General features: G+C 72.8%; 16 protein-coding genes and 2 pseudogenes. 5 read left to right on the top strand and 13 right to left on the bottom strand.

The window, feature by feature from the left end; translation table 11 throughout:
• Window positions 1-14 precede the first annotated feature (14 nt).
• Window positions 15-1,460 (top strand): NAD(P)/FAD-dependent oxidoreductase, encoded by a 1,446-nt coding sequence (locus ACH4TL_RS29810; protein WP_398321928.1) that lies wholly within the window; start codon window positions 15-17, stop codon window positions 1,458-1,460.
• Window positions 1,457-2,965 (top strand): peptide MFS transporter, encoded by a 1,509-nt coding sequence (locus ACH4TL_RS29805; protein ID WP_398321925.1) that lies wholly within the window; start codon window positions 1,457-1,459, stop codon window positions 2,963-2,965. The genes ACH4TL_RS29810 and ACH4TL_RS29805 overlap by 4 nt, the downstream gene beginning before the upstream one ends.
• 20 nt (window positions 2,966-2,985) lie before the next feature.
• Here ACH4TL_RS29805 and ACH4TL_RS29800 read toward each other — a convergent pair whose 3' ends face one another.
• The 6 genes and pseudogenes from ACH4TL_RS29800 to ACH4TL_RS29775 form a co-directional block, all read right to left on the bottom strand.
• A complete protein-coding gene (locus ACH4TL_RS29800) occupies window positions 2,986-3,408 on the bottom strand; it encodes a hypothetical protein (RefSeq protein ID WP_398321922.1) in 423 nt (140 codons plus the stop codon).
• A gap of 46 nt (window positions 3,409-3,454) precedes the next feature.
• Window positions 3,455-3,634, bottom strand: a pseudogene (locus ACH4TL_RS29795) (putative adhesin).
• A 214-nt stretch (window positions 3,635-3,848) separates the two neighbouring features.
• Window positions 3,849-4,112: pseudogene (locus ACH4TL_RS29790) on the bottom strand (putative T7SS-secreted protein); the annotation flags it as partial.
• Between the two features lie 346 nt (window positions 4,113-4,458).
• Window positions 4,459-4,887, bottom strand: a complete 429-nt coding sequence (locus ACH4TL_RS29785; RefSeq protein WP_398321919.1) for an SseB family protein — start codon at window positions 4,885-4,887, stop codon at window positions 4,459-4,461.
• A 75-nt stretch (window positions 4,888-4,962) separates the two neighbouring features.
• Window positions 4,963-5,628: a CatB-related O-acetyltransferase gene (locus tag ACH4TL_RS29780; RefSeq protein ID WP_398321916.1), complete on the bottom strand. Its 666-nt coding sequence runs from the start codon at window positions 5,626-5,628 to the stop codon at window positions 4,963-4,965.
• Between the two features lies 1 nt (window position 5,629).
• Window positions 5,630-6,136, bottom strand: a complete 507-nt coding sequence (locus ACH4TL_RS29775) for a DinB family protein (protein ID WP_398321913.1) — start codon at window positions 6,134-6,136, stop codon at window positions 5,630-5,632.
• 520 nt (window positions 6,137-6,656) lie between these two features.
• On the opposite strand from ACH4TL_RS29775, the gene trxA reads away from it, so the two are divergent.
• The 3 genes from trxA to ACH4TL_RS29760 are packed head-to-tail and all read left to right on the top strand — an operon-like array spanning window position 6,657 to window position 8,121.
• The gene (gene trxA / locus ACH4TL_RS29770; RefSeq protein WP_398322169.1) at window positions 6,657-7,040 is read left to right on the top strand and encodes a thioredoxin; all 384 of its coding nucleotides are present in this window, start codon (window positions 6,657-6,659) and stop codon (window positions 7,038-7,040) included.
• Window positions 7,033-7,641: a histidine phosphatase family protein gene (locus ACH4TL_RS29765; protein ID WP_398321910.1), complete on the top strand. Its 609-nt coding sequence runs from the start codon at window positions 7,033-7,035 to the stop codon at window positions 7,639-7,641. Before trxA ends, ACH4TL_RS29765 begins: the two co-directional genes overlap by 8 nt.
• 54 nt (window positions 7,642-7,695) lie before the next feature.
• Entirely contained in the window at window positions 7,696-8,121 is a 426-nt protein-coding gene (locus ACH4TL_RS29760; protein WP_398321907.1) for an OsmC family protein, read from the top strand.
• On the opposite strand, the gene ACH4TL_RS29755 is transcribed toward ACH4TL_RS29760, so the two are convergent.
• The 7 genes from ACH4TL_RS29755 to ACH4TL_RS29725 are packed head-to-tail and all read right to left on the bottom strand — an operon-like array spanning window position 8,096 to window position 16,926.
• On the bottom strand, window positions 8,096-8,716 hold the full coding sequence (locus tag ACH4TL_RS29755; protein ID WP_398321904.1) for a hypothetical protein: 621 nt from the start codon (window positions 8,714-8,716) through the stop codon (window positions 8,096-8,098). The two genes, ACH4TL_RS29760 and ACH4TL_RS29755, sit on opposite strands and share 26 nt — an antisense overlap.
• A 32-nt stretch (window positions 8,717-8,748) precedes the next feature.
• Complete coding sequence (locus ACH4TL_RS29750) at window positions 8,749-8,958, bottom strand: Trm112 family protein (protein WP_398321901.1); 210 nt, start codon at window positions 8,956-8,958, stop codon at window positions 8,749-8,751.
• Between the two features lies 1 nt (window position 8,959).
• Window positions 8,960-9,871 (bottom strand): hypothetical protein, encoded by a 912-nt coding sequence (locus ACH4TL_RS29745; RefSeq protein ID WP_398321898.1) that lies wholly within the window; start codon window positions 9,869-9,871, stop codon window positions 8,960-8,962.
• Window positions 9,856-10,605, bottom strand: a complete 750-nt coding sequence (locus ACH4TL_RS29740) for a class I SAM-dependent methyltransferase (protein ID WP_398321895.1) — start codon at window positions 10,603-10,605, stop codon at window positions 9,856-9,858. The genes ACH4TL_RS29745 and ACH4TL_RS29740 overlap by 16 nt, the downstream gene beginning before the upstream one ends.
• A complete protein-coding gene (locus ACH4TL_RS29735; protein WP_398321892.1) occupies window positions 10,602-12,014 on the bottom strand; it encodes a condensation protein in 1,413 nt (470 codons plus the stop codon). Before ACH4TL_RS29735 ends, ACH4TL_RS29740 begins: the two co-directional genes overlap by 4 nt.
• On the bottom strand, window positions 12,011-16,201 hold the full coding sequence (locus ACH4TL_RS29730) for an alpha-(1->3)-arabinofuranosyltransferase family protein (protein ID WP_398321889.1): 4,191 nt from the start codon (window positions 16,199-16,201) through the stop codon (window positions 12,011-12,013). The genes ACH4TL_RS29735 and ACH4TL_RS29730 overlap by 4 nt, the downstream gene beginning before the upstream one ends.
• Entirely contained in the window at window positions 16,198-16,926 is a 729-nt protein-coding gene (locus ACH4TL_RS29725) for a class I SAM-dependent methyltransferase (protein WP_398322166.1), read from the bottom strand. The genes ACH4TL_RS29730 and ACH4TL_RS29725 overlap by 4 nt, the downstream gene beginning before the upstream one ends.
• Between the last annotated feature and the right edge of the window lie 4 nt (window positions 16,927-16,930).

Raw genomic sequence — 16,930 nt, 5'->3', positions numbered from 1 at the left:
GGCTGGAGACACTCATGCCCGCGTATCGAAACGGCGAGATATCGCACTGGATGGCGGCCTCCCGCACCACGGAGGGGGCGCCTGGCGGCCCGTCGCGGAGCCGGGCCGCAGGTCTGCCCGACGAGGAACAGGACCTCGTCGTCGTCGGCGGCGGACTGACCGGCCTCTGGGCCGCCTACTTCGCCGCAGTGGAGCGCCCCGGAGCGAAGATCACCGTTCTGGAGGCCGGAGAGGTCGGCTACGGTGCCTCCGGGCGCAACGGCGGCTGGCTCTCACCGCTCATTCCGGGCAACCGGGCCGTGTACGCCAAGGCCGCGCGCAGGCGGGGCGAGGACGGAACCGCCGCCATCGCCTCCTTCCAGCGGGAGATGGAAGGGGCCATCGACGACACCCTCCGCATCCTCGAGGAGGAGGGGATCCAGGCGGATCAGCACAGGGGCGGGCACCTGCGCGTGGCCACCACCCCGGCCGCGATGAAGCGCCTCGAACGCACCTTCGCCGCGGACCTCGCGGGCGGATACCGCGCGGAGGATCTCGAACTGCTCGACGCCGGAGCCGTCAGGAAGCGCATCGCCATCCGCCCCGCACTGGGAGGCATGCTCACCCGCACGACCGCGCGTGTCGACCCCGCCAAGCTCGTCCACGGTCTCGCGGCGGTGGTGGAGGCCAAGGGGGTCCGCATCCTCGAAGGCACGCGCGCCACGCGCATCGCCCCCGGCGCCGTGACCACCGAGCGTGGAACCGTACGTGCCAGGACCATTCTGACCTGCTTGGAGGCCTACTCCGGACAGGTCGAAAGCGACGCCCGCGGCCTCGGCGGGCGTGAGGTCATTCCCGTCAACTCCTCCATGGTCGTCACCGGTCAGCTCCCCGAAAGCACCTGGGAGCGGATCGGCTGGCAGGGCCGGGAATGCCTGGGCGACGCGGCACACACCTTCGTCTACGCTCAGCGCACCGCCGATGACCGCATCGCCATCGGCGGCCGCGGCACGCCCTATGCCTTCAACTCCGGTACCCCCGGGCCGGGCAGTGTGGACGCCCGTACGGTGCGCGTTCTGCGTGAACGCCTCCAGCTGTTCTTCCCCGATGTGCGGTTCACCATCGAGCATGCCTGGCGGGGTGCCATCGGCGTGACCCGCGACTGGTGCGCCGGCATCACCTTCGATCCCGCCACCAGGATCGGCGTCGTGCGCGGCTTCGCCGGACACGGCGTCACCGCGACCCATCTCGCCGCACGGACGCTGCTGGACCGGGCAGCCGGACGCGACACCGCGCTGACCCGACTGCCCTGGAACGACCACGACTCCGGCCGCTGGGAGCCCGAACCACTGCGCTGGATCGGCGTCCACGCGATGTACCGGCTCTTCGGCGTCGCCGACCGATGGGAGGAGAGCCGGCACTCCCAGGACACCTCCCTCATCGCCCGTTTCGGTTCACGACTGGCAGGACTGAGCGAATGAACACCACACCGCACCGGACGACCACCACAGTTGACAGTGAGCGCGGCGGGAAACCGGCTGAGGGCGCCGGACACTCCTTCCGGCGCGGCCTGGTGAGCATGGCCTTCACCGAGCTGTGGGAGCGCTACTCCTTCTACGGGCTTCAGGGAATCCTGTCGTTCTACCTGCTCTACGCACTCCACGACGGTGGCCTGGCGCTGGCCCCGGCCGTCGCGACGGGCGTCGTCGGCGCCTACGGGGGTGCCGTCTACCTCTCCCAGATCCTGGGTGCCTGGCTGGGCGACCGGCTCATCAGTCCGCAGAACATGGTGCTGTACGGCGCCGTCGTCATCACCATCGGGCACGTGGTGCTCGCCTTCGCGCCCGGTCTGGTCGGCCTCGGCACCGGCCTGGTGTGCATCGTCCTCGGCACCGGCGCGCTGAAGACGAACATCACCTCGATCGTCGGCTTCGTCCTGGACCAGAACCAGGACGAGCGCTACCGGGACGCCGGCTTCTCCTACTTCTACATGGCCATCAACATCGGTGCCGTGGTCGGGCCGCTCACCACCGGCCTCGCCCAGAACGAGCTCGGCTTCCACTACGGATTCGGGCTGGCGGCGGTCGGCATGGGTGCGGCGCTCGTCCAGTACGTCACCTCGATGAAGAAGCTCCCCGAGCGCGCCCGGACCGTCAACAACCCCCTTCCCGCGGGCCGCCGCCCCCTCGTCGCCCTGGCGGCCGTCGGCTTCCTCGCGGCTGTCGGCGCCGCCGTCGCCATGGGCCTGCTCCGCGCGGAGAACCTGTCCACCGTGGTGACGATCGCCGCGCTGGTGGCCGCCGCCACCTACTTCCTCACCATGACCACATCGTCGGCGGTCAGTCGCGACGAGCGTCGGCGCATCCTCGGCTACCTTCCGCTCTTCCTCGCGTCCGGCGTGTACTTCGGCTTCCTGTTCCAGAAGTTCACGGCGATCTCGGTCCTCATCACCGAACGCGTCGACCTGCACATCGGCACCTGGACCTTCCCGGTCGCCTGGGTCACGACGGTCAGCCCGCTGGCGGCCGTCCTCATCACCCCGCTCATCGCCAGGATGTGGAAGACCCTGGGGGATCGCCAGCCCGGCCCGGTGGTCAAGGTCGCCCTGGGGCTGACCCAGATCGGCTGCGCCTACCTCTTCCTGCTCATCATCTCCGAAGCCACCGGAGACGCCGACATCCCCTTGGTCCTCATCCTCACGTTCATGATGGCGGCCGGCTCTTCAGAGGTCTTCATCGGCCCGATCGGGCTGTCCCTGGCCACGCGGATCGGTCCCGAGAAGTTCCGCTCCCAGATGGTCGGGCTGAACTTCCTCACGCTCGCGCTGGGTTCGTCCCTGGCAGGTCTGCTGGGTCAGCTCTTCACCGCGATCGACAACGCGTCCTATTTCACCGTCACCGCTGTGTGCGGCATCGGCACCGGACTCATTCTGCTCGCCACGCGCAGGCCGGTGGGCCGTCTGCTCCAAGCGGGTCTTGAGCCCTGAGCCGGGTTTCCCCGGCTGGGCTACATCCTCGGGGCACTCCGCCGCGCCGTCACCGCTTCGATGAACTCCTCCGGCGGCAGGTAGGAGTGCGCGGTGACGTAGTGGTGGACGAGGTTCGGGGCGATGAGCCAGGTGCCGTTCGCCGCCACCACCCTGATCTCGGCGGCGCCGAGGGTGACCCTCTGGCCCTCGACCTCGACCGAGACCGGGTACGGGGGCTTGCCCTCCGGGTGGGGGAGGGTGCAGGGGAACAGGCCGCGCATGGCGTTCTGGGACTCGTCCCGGCACAGCACCCCGAGGGATTCGACGAAGGCCTGCGGGACGTCGCCGCGCGGGAAGTCGTCCTGCTTCTCCAGCCAGCCGACGTTGAACGCCGCGATCCCCTCCGGGACCCCGATGCCGGGGGTGTAGGCGTAGGGGGACAGGTCGTCGAAACGGGACAAGGTGTTCCTTCCAGAGGGAATTGGATGGCTAGAGGATGTCGGGGACCTATCGGCAGGCCGCCCAGTGCACGCGTCCCATGTTCGGCTGGAGCAGTTGGGAGAGGCGGGTGTCGGTTGCCACCGTCGTGGGCGAGCCCATGATCTTGAGGCCCTACGGGGCAGACAGGATGTAGTCCGGCAGTTTCTCCCCGGGACCGTACACCTCCACGGGCTTGGGGTTGCACATCTCGATCTGGTTGCCCAGGGAGTCCGAGATGGTTTCGCCGTGGCGGCTGCTGCCGACGGGCCTCCTTGAGGACGTCTTCCGCCGCCTTGATGCCCTCGGCGCCCGGATCGTGGAACGCGCCGGGCTTGTCCGGCAGCGTGCCCGGATCGCGGTCGTCGGCGGCTTTGTGCCACTTCTTCGGCTCGACGGAGACCCCGCTGGGGAAGGCGTTCGCGAACACGCCCTTCATGAGCTGGTCGGGGTCGACGCCCTTGAGGCAGCGGCCCACGTTGTTGAACGCCTTCGCGAAGTGGGTCAGGTGCTCGGCCGTGGAGCGGACCAGCTTCATGGGGTCGTCGGTCTGGTCCAGCTGAAATTCGTCCACGTCGGCGCCGAGCGCGTCCGCGGCGCGGGCGCGCTCGGCGCGGACCCAGTCCGCGCCGCTGTCCCAGCCGACATCGTCCAGCCGGTCGGCGGTCCAGCTGCCCGCGCCCTCGATGCCGTCGCCGACGTCCTCGACGCGGTCCTCGACCCAGTCCCCGACCGGTCACCAGGCTGCGACCGGTGTCCTTCCACGCCCCGGCCCATCTCGGTGCCCGCCTGCTCGAAGGACTTGGCGCTGTAGCCGGGGGCGTCGGGCATCAGGACGTCGCCCCAGCTCTGCTTGGCGATCTCGTCCTCGGTGGCGTGCGGACTGCCGGTGGGGGAGAGGGTGTTCACGGCCACCTTGCGCTCCGGTCGAGCTGCCCACGTCCTTCAGCTCGCCGATCGCGGAGCGGAGGCCCTTGGCGATGAGGCTGACGGACTCCTGGGTGACCTTGAAGTCGGCGTTGCCGCCGCCCCGCTCATCGGCGGGTCTCCGCTTCGGCCCCGGCCCTGATCTCGGCGGCCTCGGAGTCGCTGAGGTCCACCGCCACCTCGTCCGGCACGATGCCCTTCACCGGCGGGAACATCATCGAGCCGTCCTCGTTGGCCACGTCCAGCGCGACGCCCGCGGGACCGTCCACCGCGGGGACCAGCACATCCAGCAGCCGGGCCCCCAGCACAGTCGCGAACTCCCACTCCTCTCGCGCCGCGCCGCGGGCCTCGGCGAAGCGGGCCAGGGCGAATTCGTCCGTGAAGGCGTAGATCCAGTGGATTCCGCCGTAGGTCGCCGTCATGAAGTCGTCGTCGACCACCGGCACCAGGACGGGGGTGCGCCGGAACTCACCCACCATCGCGGCGGGATCACCCGATCCGTCCCGTACCGCCGCTATATGCTCCACCAGTTCCACGTGGACCCCCGTGTTCCCTTTCCGATCGCCGGTTACGTTAACGCAGGCGTCGGGGGCCGGAACGGAGGAGGGGGGTCACAGGTTCCGCGGGGCCGCGGCCTCCAGGTCGTCGATGGAGCCGGACATCACCGTGCGGAGGTGTGCGGTGAGATGCGGGAGCGGCCAGTCCCACCAGGCGAGGGCCAACAGCCGGGCGATGTCCGCCTCGTCGTAACGGCGGCGGATCAGCCGCGCCGGGTTGCCGCCGACGATTCCGTAGTCCGGTACGTCGTCCACCACGACGGAGCCCGAGGCGATGATCGCGCCGTGGCCGATGCGGACACCGGGCATCACAGTGGTCCGGTAGCCGAACCACACGTCGTGCCCGATCACGGTGTCGCCCCGGCCGGGCAGGCCGGTGATCAGGTCGAAGTGGTCGGCCCACGAGCCGCCCATGATGGGGAACGGGAAGGTCGAGGGGCCGTCCATGCGGTGGTTGGCGCCGTTCATGATGAACCGCACGCCTTCGCCCAGCGCGCAGAACTTCCCGATGACCAGCCGCTCCGGGCCGTAGTGGTACAGCACGTTGCGGGTCTCGAAGGCGGTCGGGTCGTCCGGGTCGTCGTAGTACGAGAAGTCGCCGACCTCGATGAGCGGCGAGGTGATCAGCGGCTTGAGCAGCACGACGCGTGGCTGGTCCGGCATGGGGTGGAGGGCGGTCGGGTCGGCGGGGGGCTGTCCGGTGGGGTTCTGGTCGGTCATGTCAGGCTCCCGTCGTTCCGTCGATGGCCTCGCGGAGGAAGTCGGCGTGGCCGTTGTGGCGGCCGTACTCCAGCAGGACGTGGGTCATGATCAGCCGCAGCGTCACGTCCTTGCCCCAGCGCTCGCTGTGCACGACGACGTCCAGCGACTCCGCCTCCGCCTCGATCCGGCGCGCGTGCTCCACCTCGCGCTGCCACGCGTCGAACGCCTCCGCGCGGGTGGCCGTCGTGGCGTCGTACGCCACCTGGTAGTCGCGCTGGTCGGACCAGACGAGCGGAAGGTCCTCGCCGTTCACGACGATGCGGAACCAGGTGCGCTCCACCTCGGCCATGTGGCGGACAAGGCCGAGGAGGGAGAGGGATGAGGGCGGCATCGAGCGTTGCCGTAACTCCTCGTCGGAGAGGCCGTCGCACTTCATGGCGAGCGTGGCGCGGTGGAAGTCGAGGAAGCCGCGCAGTGTCTCGCGTTCCCCCGCGATGAGGGGTGGGACGGGTCTTTCGGTGGGCATGGTGATGGGTCCTCCGGGGGCGGGTGTGCGTGTGGGACCACGATCAGCGGTGGGTGGGTTGCGGGACAAGCGATTTCGGGTCGGGGCGGGCCGTTTCCCCCACCCCGCCCCTTCCCGAAACCGGGGCTGCGCCCCGGACCCCGCACCGCGGGGTGCGGGCACGGGATGGGGTGGGGTGGCGGCTGCCGGGGTCAGCGGCGGCGCGCTGCCCCCGCCGCGACGCGTGGCGCGCGCCGAGGCCACGCTTCCGGGCTGCGCCCCTGCCCGTCGCCCCTGCCCGTCGCCCCTGCTCGCCGACCTGGTTCCCGCTCAGGCAGCGGCCGCCGACCGGGAGGGCGACACGGGTGACACCGGCCGGAACGCCTCGCTGCGCGGGCGGCTCGCCGGGCTGCCCGGAGCCGAGCAGCGTGACCTGTTGCTGGACGTCCCGCTTCCGGCGCGAAGTGCTGGGGCGGGGGCGCTGACCTGCGGCATCGTGGCGGGCAGGAATATCCGGGGCGGGGCTCGGGGTTACGGACGCATGAGCACGAGCACTGTGGAACTCACCAAGGACAACTTCGACGAGATCGTCTCGGGCAGCGACTTCGTCCTCATCGACTTCTGGGCCTCCTGGTGCGGCCCGTGCCGGATGTTCGCACCGGTGTACGAGAAGGCCGCGGAGCGCCACTCGGACCTGATCTTCGCGAAGGTCGACACGGAGGCCCAGCCCGAGCTGGCCGCCGCCTTCGACATCCAGTCCATCCCCACGCTGATGATCGTGCGCGACAACATCGCTGTCTTCTCCCAGCCCGGCGCCCTGCCCGAACAGGCCCTGGAGGACGTCATCGGGCAGGCCAGGGACCTCGACATGGATGCCGTACGTGCGTCCGTCGCCACTCCGGCGCCCTCCGACGGCCGTGGCTGAGCTGGTACTGATCCGGCACGGCGAGACCGAGTGGAGCCGGACCGGCAAGCACACGAGCTGGACCGATCTGCCGCTGACGGCGCGCGGTGAGGAGCAGGCTCGCGCGCTGCGTCCGCTGCTGGCGGGGCGGAAGGTCGGGCTCACCCTGGTCAGCCCGCTCGGGCGGGCCGTGCGGACCGCCAGTCTCGCCGGGCTCGACGGTGCGACCACCGAGCCTGACCTGCGCGAATGGGGTTATGGGGGGTACGAGGGGGTCACCACCGCCGAGATCCATGAGACCCGGCCCGGCTGGGACCTGTGGACCGACGGGGGCGCCGCAGGCGACGCCGACCACCCCGGGGAGTCGCCCGGGGAGGTCGGGGCGCGGGTCGACCGGGTGCTGGCCAGGATCGAGCCCGAGCTGCGGGCGGACGGCGGGGACGTCGTCCTCGTGGCGCACGGGCATGTGCTGCGGGTGCTGACCGCCCGCCGCCTCGGGCTGCCGCCGTCCGCGGGGGCGCTCTTCCGGCTGGAGACCGCGACCATCAGTCGACTGGGAACCGAGCACGGGCGTCCGGCCCTCATGGCGTGGAACGTAGGCTCGGGGTCGCAGGTCCCGTAAGTTCCGTACGAGATTCCGTACGCCACCGAGCAGAGGAAGCAGGGAACAGCGAGCATGGCTACGACGCGCACCGCGCACACCGTCTGGCAGGGCAATCTGGCCGAGGGCAAGGGGACGGTCACCTTCGACTCGTCCGGGATCGGCGAGCAGCCCGTCTCCTGGCCGTCGCGTGCCGAGCAGGCGAACGGCAAGACCAGCCCCGAGGAGCTGATCGCCGCCGCCCACTCCAGCTGCTTCTCCATGGCGCTGTCGCACGGGCTGACCCAGGCCGGTAACCCGCCCACCCAGCTCACCACCCAGGCCGACGTCACCTTCCAGCCGGGCACCGGCATCACCGGTATCCACATCACCGTGGAGGGTTCGGTCGAGGGTCTGGACGAGGCCGGGTTCACGGCGGCCGCCGAGGACGCCAAGAAGAACTGCCCGGTGAGCCAGGCGCTCGCCGGTACGGAGATCACGCTGACGGCGAAGCTGGCCTGACGTCCTCCACCCGCTGAAGCAGTCCCCAGGTGAACTCCGCCACGTAGTGGCGGAGTTCACCGCTTTCGGGGTCGGCCGGGGCGTCGAAGGCCAGCCGGGAGCGGGTCGGCGCCGAGCCCTCCATCGGCCGCGCGGGCGGGAAGGCACGCGCCACGTCGTCCACCGTGCAGGACCAGGGGGTGAGGTCGGCGGCCGAGCGCAGGGCGGGCGCGGGGGCGCCGGGGGCGCGTACCAGCCACTCGTTCCACACCGCCCCGCCCGGCGCGGTCAGCACCTCGAACCGCAGGTCCGGCCACAGCGGGACCGGCCAGCTCAGCGCGTCGCACGTCAGATCGCCGATCCGGCGCCGCGCGGTGGTCTCGGGCGGGCCCAGCACCGAGCGGTAGCGGGCGACGGCCGGGCGCCGCCGCGGCGAGCGCTGCATCGCCTGCCAGCGGCGGTTGGCCTCGCGCATCACGGCGCGCCCGTGGCCCAGCTCGCGCAGCGCGTCCTCGACCAGGCCCGGCTGGTAGTCCGCCATGCGGCGCAGCAGCACGAGGACGAAGGGGAAGGGGGTGGGGAACACGTCGGCTGACGGGTCGAGTGCGGAGTCCATGGTGTCCATCGTGGCGTACGGGTACGGCCGGGTCAGGGCGTGAGGCGCTGCGCCAGCCGTTCGTGTTCCTCGTCGGGGACGCTTTCCCCGGACGACGGCAGCAGCTGCGGGACGCCGTCCACGATCGGGTAGCGGCGGCGCAGCCGCGGGTTGTACAGGACGTCCTCGGGCAGCAGCAGGGTCAGCGGGCCCTTGTCGAGGGGGCAGGCCAGGATCGTCAGGATCGGGTCGTCGGGGGTCATGTCATCGCTCACTTCCTTCGCGTACCGGATCGGGGCGGGCGGCGTCGTGGCGGGGGAGGGTCAGCAGGACGCACACCGCCAGCGCCGTCCCGCCGAGCCGCAGGGCGAGCCGCCACGGCTCGTGGGGCAGTGGCTCGCCGAACGCGACCGTTCCGCACACCACCGTGAACACGCACGTCACCGTCGTGCACACCGGCACGATGAGCGACGCGCGGCAGCGTTGCAGCGCCGTCTGCGACAGCACCAGGCCCGCCGCGCCGGTGAACAGCAGCAGATACGGGTACGGGCCGCGCAGCAGCGTGAGAGCGAGGGTGCCGATGCCGTCCGTGGTCAGCAGCCCGGACACGCCCTTGATGGCGAGCGAGCTGACCCCGTACAGCAGGCCGACCGCCACCCCGTACTCCACGCCGGTCGGTGGCCGCCGGCCGGAATGGCGGGCGCGCCACTCGGTGGCGCCGTACAGCCACACTCCCGCCACGAGGGAGGGGACGCAGATGGCGAGCAGCGTGGCATTGCTGGTGGCGGTGCGGCTGACGCCGCCACTGCCCTTCAGCGAGGCCACCACCATCACCAGGGCGCACAGGATCAGCCCGATCCCGGCCCGTTCGCGGCCACTGGTCCGTTCGCCCAGCACCCGGGAGGAGAGCAGCAGGAGCAGCACCAGCCCGGACACGAACAGCCCCTGCGCGGCCGCGATCGGCAACGTGCGGTACACCACCAGCTGCGCCCCGAACCCCGCCGCGAGCGCCGCCGAACCGGCCAGCCACAGCGGGCTCCCCAGCAGCAGCCGCAGCAGCCGCGCGGGGCGGGTCGTGCTGAGCGGTGGCAGCGCGGAAAGGGCGCGTTTCTCCAGTACGAAGCCGGTGCTGTACGCGACGTTCGCGAGCAGCGCCGCCATCACCCCCCAGCCCATGCGCCCTCCTTCCGCCGCGCGTGCACCAGCAGGATCGACGCCAGCGACGGCACCCGGCACATGGCCCGGTCCAGTGGCCGAAAGCCCCGCGGTACGCCGTGGAAGGGTGCCCCCACGAGCCGTACCACCTCGAAACCGGACGCGGTGAGGAAACCGCGCAGCGCCCGTGCCGTGTACAGCCGCAGATGGCCGACGACGTCGCGGCCGGGGCGGCCGTGGATGCCGCGCAGGCTGACCTCCGAGAACACCGGCTGCACCCCGGCCAGCAGCAGCCCGCGGTTGTACCAGGCCGCCAGGTTGGGCGTGGACAGCAGCAGATGGCCGCCGGGGCGCAGGACGCGGCGCAGCTCGTCCAGCGCCGTGTCCGGGTCGACCAGGTGCTCGACCACCTCGCTGAACACGCACGCGTCGGCGCTGCCGTCGGCGAACGGCAGCCCGCCGTGGTCGAGTTCGCCGCGTACGACGGCGGGCAGCCGGTGCGCTGCGCGGCGCAGCGCGTCCTGCGACCAGTCGACGCCGATGAGGCGGTGGCCACGGAGGAAGGGGAGGGCGGTGGCGGCCGCGGTGCCGTCGCCGCAGCCGATGTCGAGGACGGTGGCGGCGTGGTCGTAGCCCTCGGCGGCGTCGACGTTGAGCGCGTGGGCGAGCATCCGCGCCTGGCGGCGGCTGCGGTCCGGGCCGGACGCCACGGGGACGGCCGGGTTCTCGTAGAAGTCCCGGAGCGCGGGGCTCATGCCGTGCCTTCCGTGTGTGCTTGCGCGGTGGCTTGTGTGGTCGCGGCCAGCGCGCGCTGGAACAGGCCCGCGAGCCCCGCCCCCGCCGCGTCGTCCAGCAGCGCCCGCGACCAGCGCACCGTCACATGCAGCCGACCGCCGGTCGAGGCCGTCGTCACCGTCAGCCCGCGTGGCATACGGGCCGGGGCCGAGACCCAGACGGCGGTGGCCTCGCCCGCCTCGCCGAAGTCGAACGTGTACGGGATGCGGCCGATGTTGCTCAGCAACGTGGTCGAGGTCCACGGCCCGGCCGCCCGTCGCAGCCCGCGGGTCACCGCGGCCCGCAGCCCCACGGGCACGGCGGGCACCGTGAGCAGTGTCCCGCCCACGCCCAACTGCGCCCCCGGCGCGGCCTTCAGCGCCCGTGTGCGCGCCGCGGTGCGGTGCAGCAGCCGCGCCACCGCCGCCGGATCGGGCGTCTCCCGGGTCAGCAGTTCCGCGTCCGCCCGCTCCTCGGGTCCGAAACCGACCTCCACGAGCCGGGTGCCGTTGCCGATGGCCATCCCGGACGCGCCACGCGGGCGGTCGTCCACGGGCATGGTGATCCGTACGGGGGTGGGCGGACGGTCGTGCAACGCGTTCCAGCGGGCGGCCATCAGACAGGTGGCGACGAGGAGTTGGTCGTTGACGGTGGGGCGCGGGCCATCGCCGGGAGCGCCGGGTGTGCGTTGCGGTACGGGCAGCTCGAAGAGCGACATGGCGTTGCCGGTGCGGGGCGTGTGGGTGTCCATGGCGATCCGCACGGGCCGGGCGAGCCCCCGGCCGGGCACGGCCGCGGGCGGCGCGGGCGGCGCGGGCGGAGGGGGCGCCGCGGGTGGCGCGGCCGGGGTGGCGCCGCCACCGCCACCGCCGCTGTACAGGGCGGCGGCGGTGGCGAACACCCGCAGGCAGGACGGCCCGTCGAGGGCGGTGTGGTTGACGGTGAGGACGAGCACGCACCCGGTACGGTCCGGCTCGGTCACGACCTCCATCCGCACCGGGGGCGATGCGGTCAGTGGCGGGCACTCCGCGAGTGCCCGCTCCCGGGCCCGGGTGAGGGCGCCGGGGGCGCACGGCGGAAAGCTCACCGGCTCGACGTCCGGCCCGTCGGTCACCTCCCACTCGTACCGCCGCCGCCACCACCGCCCCGGCGCCTCCCGCACCAGAATCCGCGGATGCCGCGACAGGGCGTGCCGGAAGGCGTCCCGCAACCGCTCGGGCTCGGGCCGCCCGGGCAGATGCACCTCGATGTGCACGGTCTCGGGCTCGTCGTCCTGGAAGCAGTGACGGGAGATCTCGTCGACGGTGGGGAAGGGGATGCGCCGCGCGCGGTGCGGTGCCGCCGTGGCCGGGGCGGAGTGGCCGCCCGCGCCACGCTCGACCGCGGTCACCGGCCCCCGCCCTCCTCCGGCCGTGAGGCACCGGGCCCGTCGGGTGTGCGGGGTGCGGTCTGCCCGTCGCCGCCGGTGTCCCCGGCCGCGCGGCGGGGCGGTGCCGTCACCACCGCTGCCGTCAGCGCCACGATCGCCAGGACCTGGGCCAGGCCGCTGAACGCGCCCTCGTCCGCCGCCGCCGGTTCACCGCCGCCCGTGGCGGCCACCACCGCCGCCGCGGCCATCGCCGCGAACGCCGTCGGGGCCAGCCACACCGGGCGGTACCAGGCCAGGAGGGCCAGGACGGGGACGGCCAGGGCCGGCCAGCCCGCTGCGGCGATCATCACCGCCGTGAGGGCGACCGTGCCGAGCACCCAGCCCGGCGCCGGAGGCGAGGCGGCTTCCGTGGGCTCAGCCGAGCGGCGGCGGACGAACGCCAGCGCGGCGAGCACCAGCAGCGCGGCCGCGCCGCCGATGAGGCCCGCGTGGTACGTCGTCGCGGGTTCGTAACGGAGCGTCACCGTGCCGCCCGCGCCCGCCGGGACCAGGAACGCCTGCTGCCAGCCGTCGATGCGCAGCGGCGTGAGGTCGTGGCCGTTCAGCGTGGCCTTCCAGCCGTCGTTGTGGTTCTCGTACGTCTGGAGGTAGACGGCCTGGCCTGCGGCCACCTTGACCGTTCTGCGGTCGCCCGACCAGTCCTCGGCCTGGACGGTGCGCACATCGAGCGCGGGGGTGGCGGGCTTCCCGCGGGTCAGCGTGGCGTCGGTCAGGGCCAGCGGGCCCGTGTCGCCCGCCTCCACCGTGTGGCGGCCCGCGTCGAGCCGCAGTGTGCCGCGCTTGGCCTCGTCGCCGCACAGCTCGACCTTCACCGGACGGCGTTCCGTCAGGTCCCGTATCCGGCCCGACGCCTTGGTCGCGTGCAGGGTGCCGTCCACGGCGAGGGCCGGGCCCTGGCCGCAGGGCAGGGAGAAGCGGGCCCGCGGCGAGGGCGGGGTGGTGCGGAGCATGCTGCCCAGCTCGGGCAGGTACAGCTCGCTCAGCCCCACCGGCAGCTGCAAATCCTGCCCGGCGACCGGGTTGTGCAGGGTCAGCGGCGCGGTCTTGCTGATGGTGATGTCGAGCCGGTCAGTGGTGATGGCGGGGAAGCGGGCCCAGCCGTTGGCGTCGACTCCGGCGGTGGCGGCGCCGTCGGGGGAGTTGATGAGCACTTCCTCGGGCCGGGTGGAGAGCCCGCCCGCCGCCGCGAGGACGATTTCGCTGACGCGCTTCTTGCCCGGCCACCGCAGATGCAGGACGGGGGAGTCGCCCGCGATCCACGCCGTGGTGACATCGCCGTCGATGAGGTTGCGGGCGCCGAGCGCGGTGCCGGTGCGGCTGGTGGAGTCGGCGGTGATCCGCACCCGGGGCCGCTGGCCCGGCGCCACCTGGGCGAGCAGGGTGTCGAGCGCGTCACCGGGTACGGCCAGGGCCTGGCCCGTGACGGCGTACTTCACCCCGCTCCCGGTACGGAACTGGCGGTGCAGCCCGACCTCCGCGGACGCGGGCGAGAGGCCGCCCGGGTCGGCGGACCGGTGCAGCGAGACCACCTCGGCGGGGGCGTCGCTCCGTTCGGCGTCCGCCGGGAGCGCCAGCAGCCGGGTGACCTGTACGCCGGGTACGGACACCTCAGAGAACCCGGCCCCCGAGAGGCCCGGCTTGGGCGCCTGCGACCCGGTGATCGTGATCTTCAACCACTTCGCCGGACCGGCCGGGACCTTGACGGACTGTGGGGTGCCGTGCGGCTGGAGCGGGCTGTCCGCCGACCCGTTGTCGGTCTCGATTCGTACGGAGGTGGGCGCGGCGCGCATGCCGTCGCCGGGCAGCGGGGTCAGCTGGATCGACTCCGGCAGGCGCAGCTCTTGGGCGAACTCGATGCGCAGCCACTGCCCCACCGGCTTGCCCGCGCTGCCCTCGGCCCACGCCGTGTCCGGGTTGCCGTCGAAGGCGCCGACGGGGTCGTACTGCGGCAGCTGGAACAGCCAGTTGCCGCTGCTGGAGGCGGTCACGGAGAGCGCTCCGCGCAGCGCGGCGGTCGTCTGGTGTGCGGCGCCCGTCGTCGGCAGGATCTGGCGCGGGGGGTCGCCGGGGTCGGTGAGGCTGCCGGACGGGTTCCGTTCGTCGGCGGTGTACGTGTACGAGGTGCCCGAGTTGACGAGCCCGAAGCGGGTGTCGGCGCGCCGCATGCCGTCGCCGACCGCCTGGAGGGCGGGGGTGTTCGTGCCGGGGTGGCGGTCGCCGGTGAGGACGGTGGGACGGTCGGCCATCGCGGGGTCGGCGGAGAGCTGGAGCAGCGATTCCGGGCCGCCGCTGATGGCGGCGGTCGCGGACACCGGCTTGGCGGCCACCTCGCCGGGGCGTTCCGTATCGAGTGGCCGGTAGATCTCGACGGCCTGGCGGCGCGGGAACAGCCCCTGCACCTGCACGGGGGTGTTCGCCGCGATCCGGCCACCGGTCATGAGCGGCCCGAACCCGGCCACCTTGCGATAGCCGGAGGCCTCCAGGGTGCGGGCGACGGTCTGCGGCGGTACGTAGCCGATCTGGTCGGGGTCGAGGTCGTTGCGTACGACCACCTCGTACAGCCCGGCCCGGGCGAGGAAGTCCCGCAGCCCGGGCACCTCGCCGCCGCTCATCAGCGCCTGCTCGACGGCGTCCATCGCCCGCCGCGATCCGGCGGTGCCGAAGGGCACGAAGTCGCGCTGCGCCCAGCGGGATTTCGCGAGCACGTCGAGCGGCTGGTCGATGGGGCTGCCCCAGGTGTAGAGGCCGTGCGCGGTGGCGGGCACGACGAGGGCGCGGCTGCGGGGGGAGTGTGCGTCGAGCCAGTCGGCGGCCTTCTCCCAGTGGGAGGGGAGCGCGGTGAAGCGGCCCGGCTGGAGGACGCTGCCGTTGAGGTACGGCCAGGCGAGCGCGGGGAGCAGCAGCAGGGCCAGGACACCGGGAAGGAACCGGCGGCCACGGAAGCGGCGTCCGGCCGTCAGCACATGCATGAGGCCGAAGGAGAGCGCCAACGCCAGCCCGGTCTGGAACTTGTACACGTTGCGGAACGGCCGCAGCCAGCCGTCCAGCCACCCCTGCACCGTCTCGTGGAACGGCCCGCCGAGCGTCCCCCCGTACCCGGCCAGGGTGATCAGCGCGACGGACAGCACGACCAGCAGCAGCCACCGCCGCTCCGGCAGGTCGCGGCGCGCCAGACCGGCCAGGCCCAGGGCGGCGGCCACACCGGAGCCGAGGATGGCGACGGCGGACGCGGCCACCGTCCAGCCGCCCGGCAGCCACGCCTCGCCGAAGTGCAGGTACGCCACCCAGTTGCCCGCGCCGCGCAGCGCCTCGGTGGCGGACATGGTGGCGGTGGTGGTGTCGGCCTGCTCGATGTACGGCAGGAAGTTCTCGCCGTACACCCCGAGCAGCAGCAGCGGTACGACCCACCACAGCGTGGCCAGCACCACCCCCGGCAGCCACCACCCCAGCAGCGCCCACCGGCGCCGCCCGGCGGGGCGGCTGAGCAGGTACAGCGCGACCGGCAGCAGCGAGGCGAGCGTGGACGCGGCGTTGACGCCGCCCATGCACGGGACGAGCAGCGCGGAGCGGGCGGCGGCGATACGGGGGAGGCTCGCCGGGTTGGTGAGCGGCAGCACGACCCAAGGCAGCAGCGCGCCGGGCAGCGCGGCGGCGGAGGTGGAGCCGACGACGATGGTGAACACCGGCCACAGCGCGTACCCGGCCGCGCCCAGCAGCCGCGTCGCCGGGCTGCCGACGCGCAGCCGTTCCGCGAGCCGCAGCGCGCCCCAGAACGCCACCGTGACGATGAGGGACATCCACAGCCGCTCGGCGAACCACACCGGCACATGGGCGAGGTGGGCCAGGGCGTAGTACGGCAGCATCGGGAACGCGTAGCCGACGTACTGGTCCGCGATCCCGCCGAAGCCCGCCCGGTCGTGCCACAGCCCGCCGAGGTCGGCGAGGAAGCCGAACGGGTCGAGGACGACCGGCAGTTTGGTGTCGAAGGACATCTTGCCGGGCGAGGGCGCGAGGAACGCGACCAGGACGGCGGCCCAGAACCCGAACAGCCACCGCCGCCCGCGCGGCCGTTCACCGGGGGCGGGCGGCGGCGGGGCGGCCGGGGTGCGCACCCGGGGCGGGGACGGGACGACCTGGGTCTGGGTCATGGCGACCGCCTAAGGATCAGGAGGAGGTTCCACGTCGCGACCTCCCGCAGCCCCGGCACCCGCGTGACCGCCTCGGTGAGGAACGGCCAGTAGCGGGAACGCGCCGAGACCACGGTCACGTCCGCGCGACCGCGGACGTGGCGCAGGACGGGGCCGATGTGGAGGGGGAAGAGGTTTTCGCCGAGCGTGTGCTTGGCGGGCCGCCCGGTGCGGCGCCGGTAGCGGGCGCGGGCCCGCTCGGCGCCCAGGTAGTGCCAGGGTGCCCACTCGTGGCCGCCCCAGGGGGAGAGCCAGTTGGTGTACGAGACGTAGATCAGCCCGCCGGGGCGGGTGACGCGTGCCAGCTCGCTGAGGAAGGTGTACGGATCGGCCACGTGCTCCAGCACATTGGAGGAGAACGCGACGTCCGCCACGCGGTCCGCGAGCGGCAGGAGATATCCGTCGGCGAGGACGGCCCCGGCTGGTGCGTGCCCCCGGGCGGTCAGCTCAACGGTGTCCGGCTCGAAGAGGTACGCGTCCGCGCCGTGGCGGCGGAACTCCTCGGTGAAGTGGCCGCTGCCACCGCCCACGTCGACCACCACCTGCCCGCGCAGCGGCCCGGCGTACCGCGCCACTTGCCGCGCGGCGTCCTGCGCGAGGAGCCGGTAGCAGTGTTCGGGGTCGGTCTGCTCCCGCAGGAAGGCGCGGAAGAGAGCGACGGAGCGGCGGATCGACGGGTCGCGCACGGGA

Origin of the sequence: Streptomyces sp. NPDC021115 (assembly GCF_044333065.1) — a bacterium.
GTDB lineage: Bacteria > Actinomycetota > Actinomycetes > Streptomycetales > Streptomycetaceae > Streptomyces.
The sequence above is the reverse complement of the archived record's forward strand: the minus strand, read 5'-3'. Positions and strand labels throughout refer to the sequence as shown.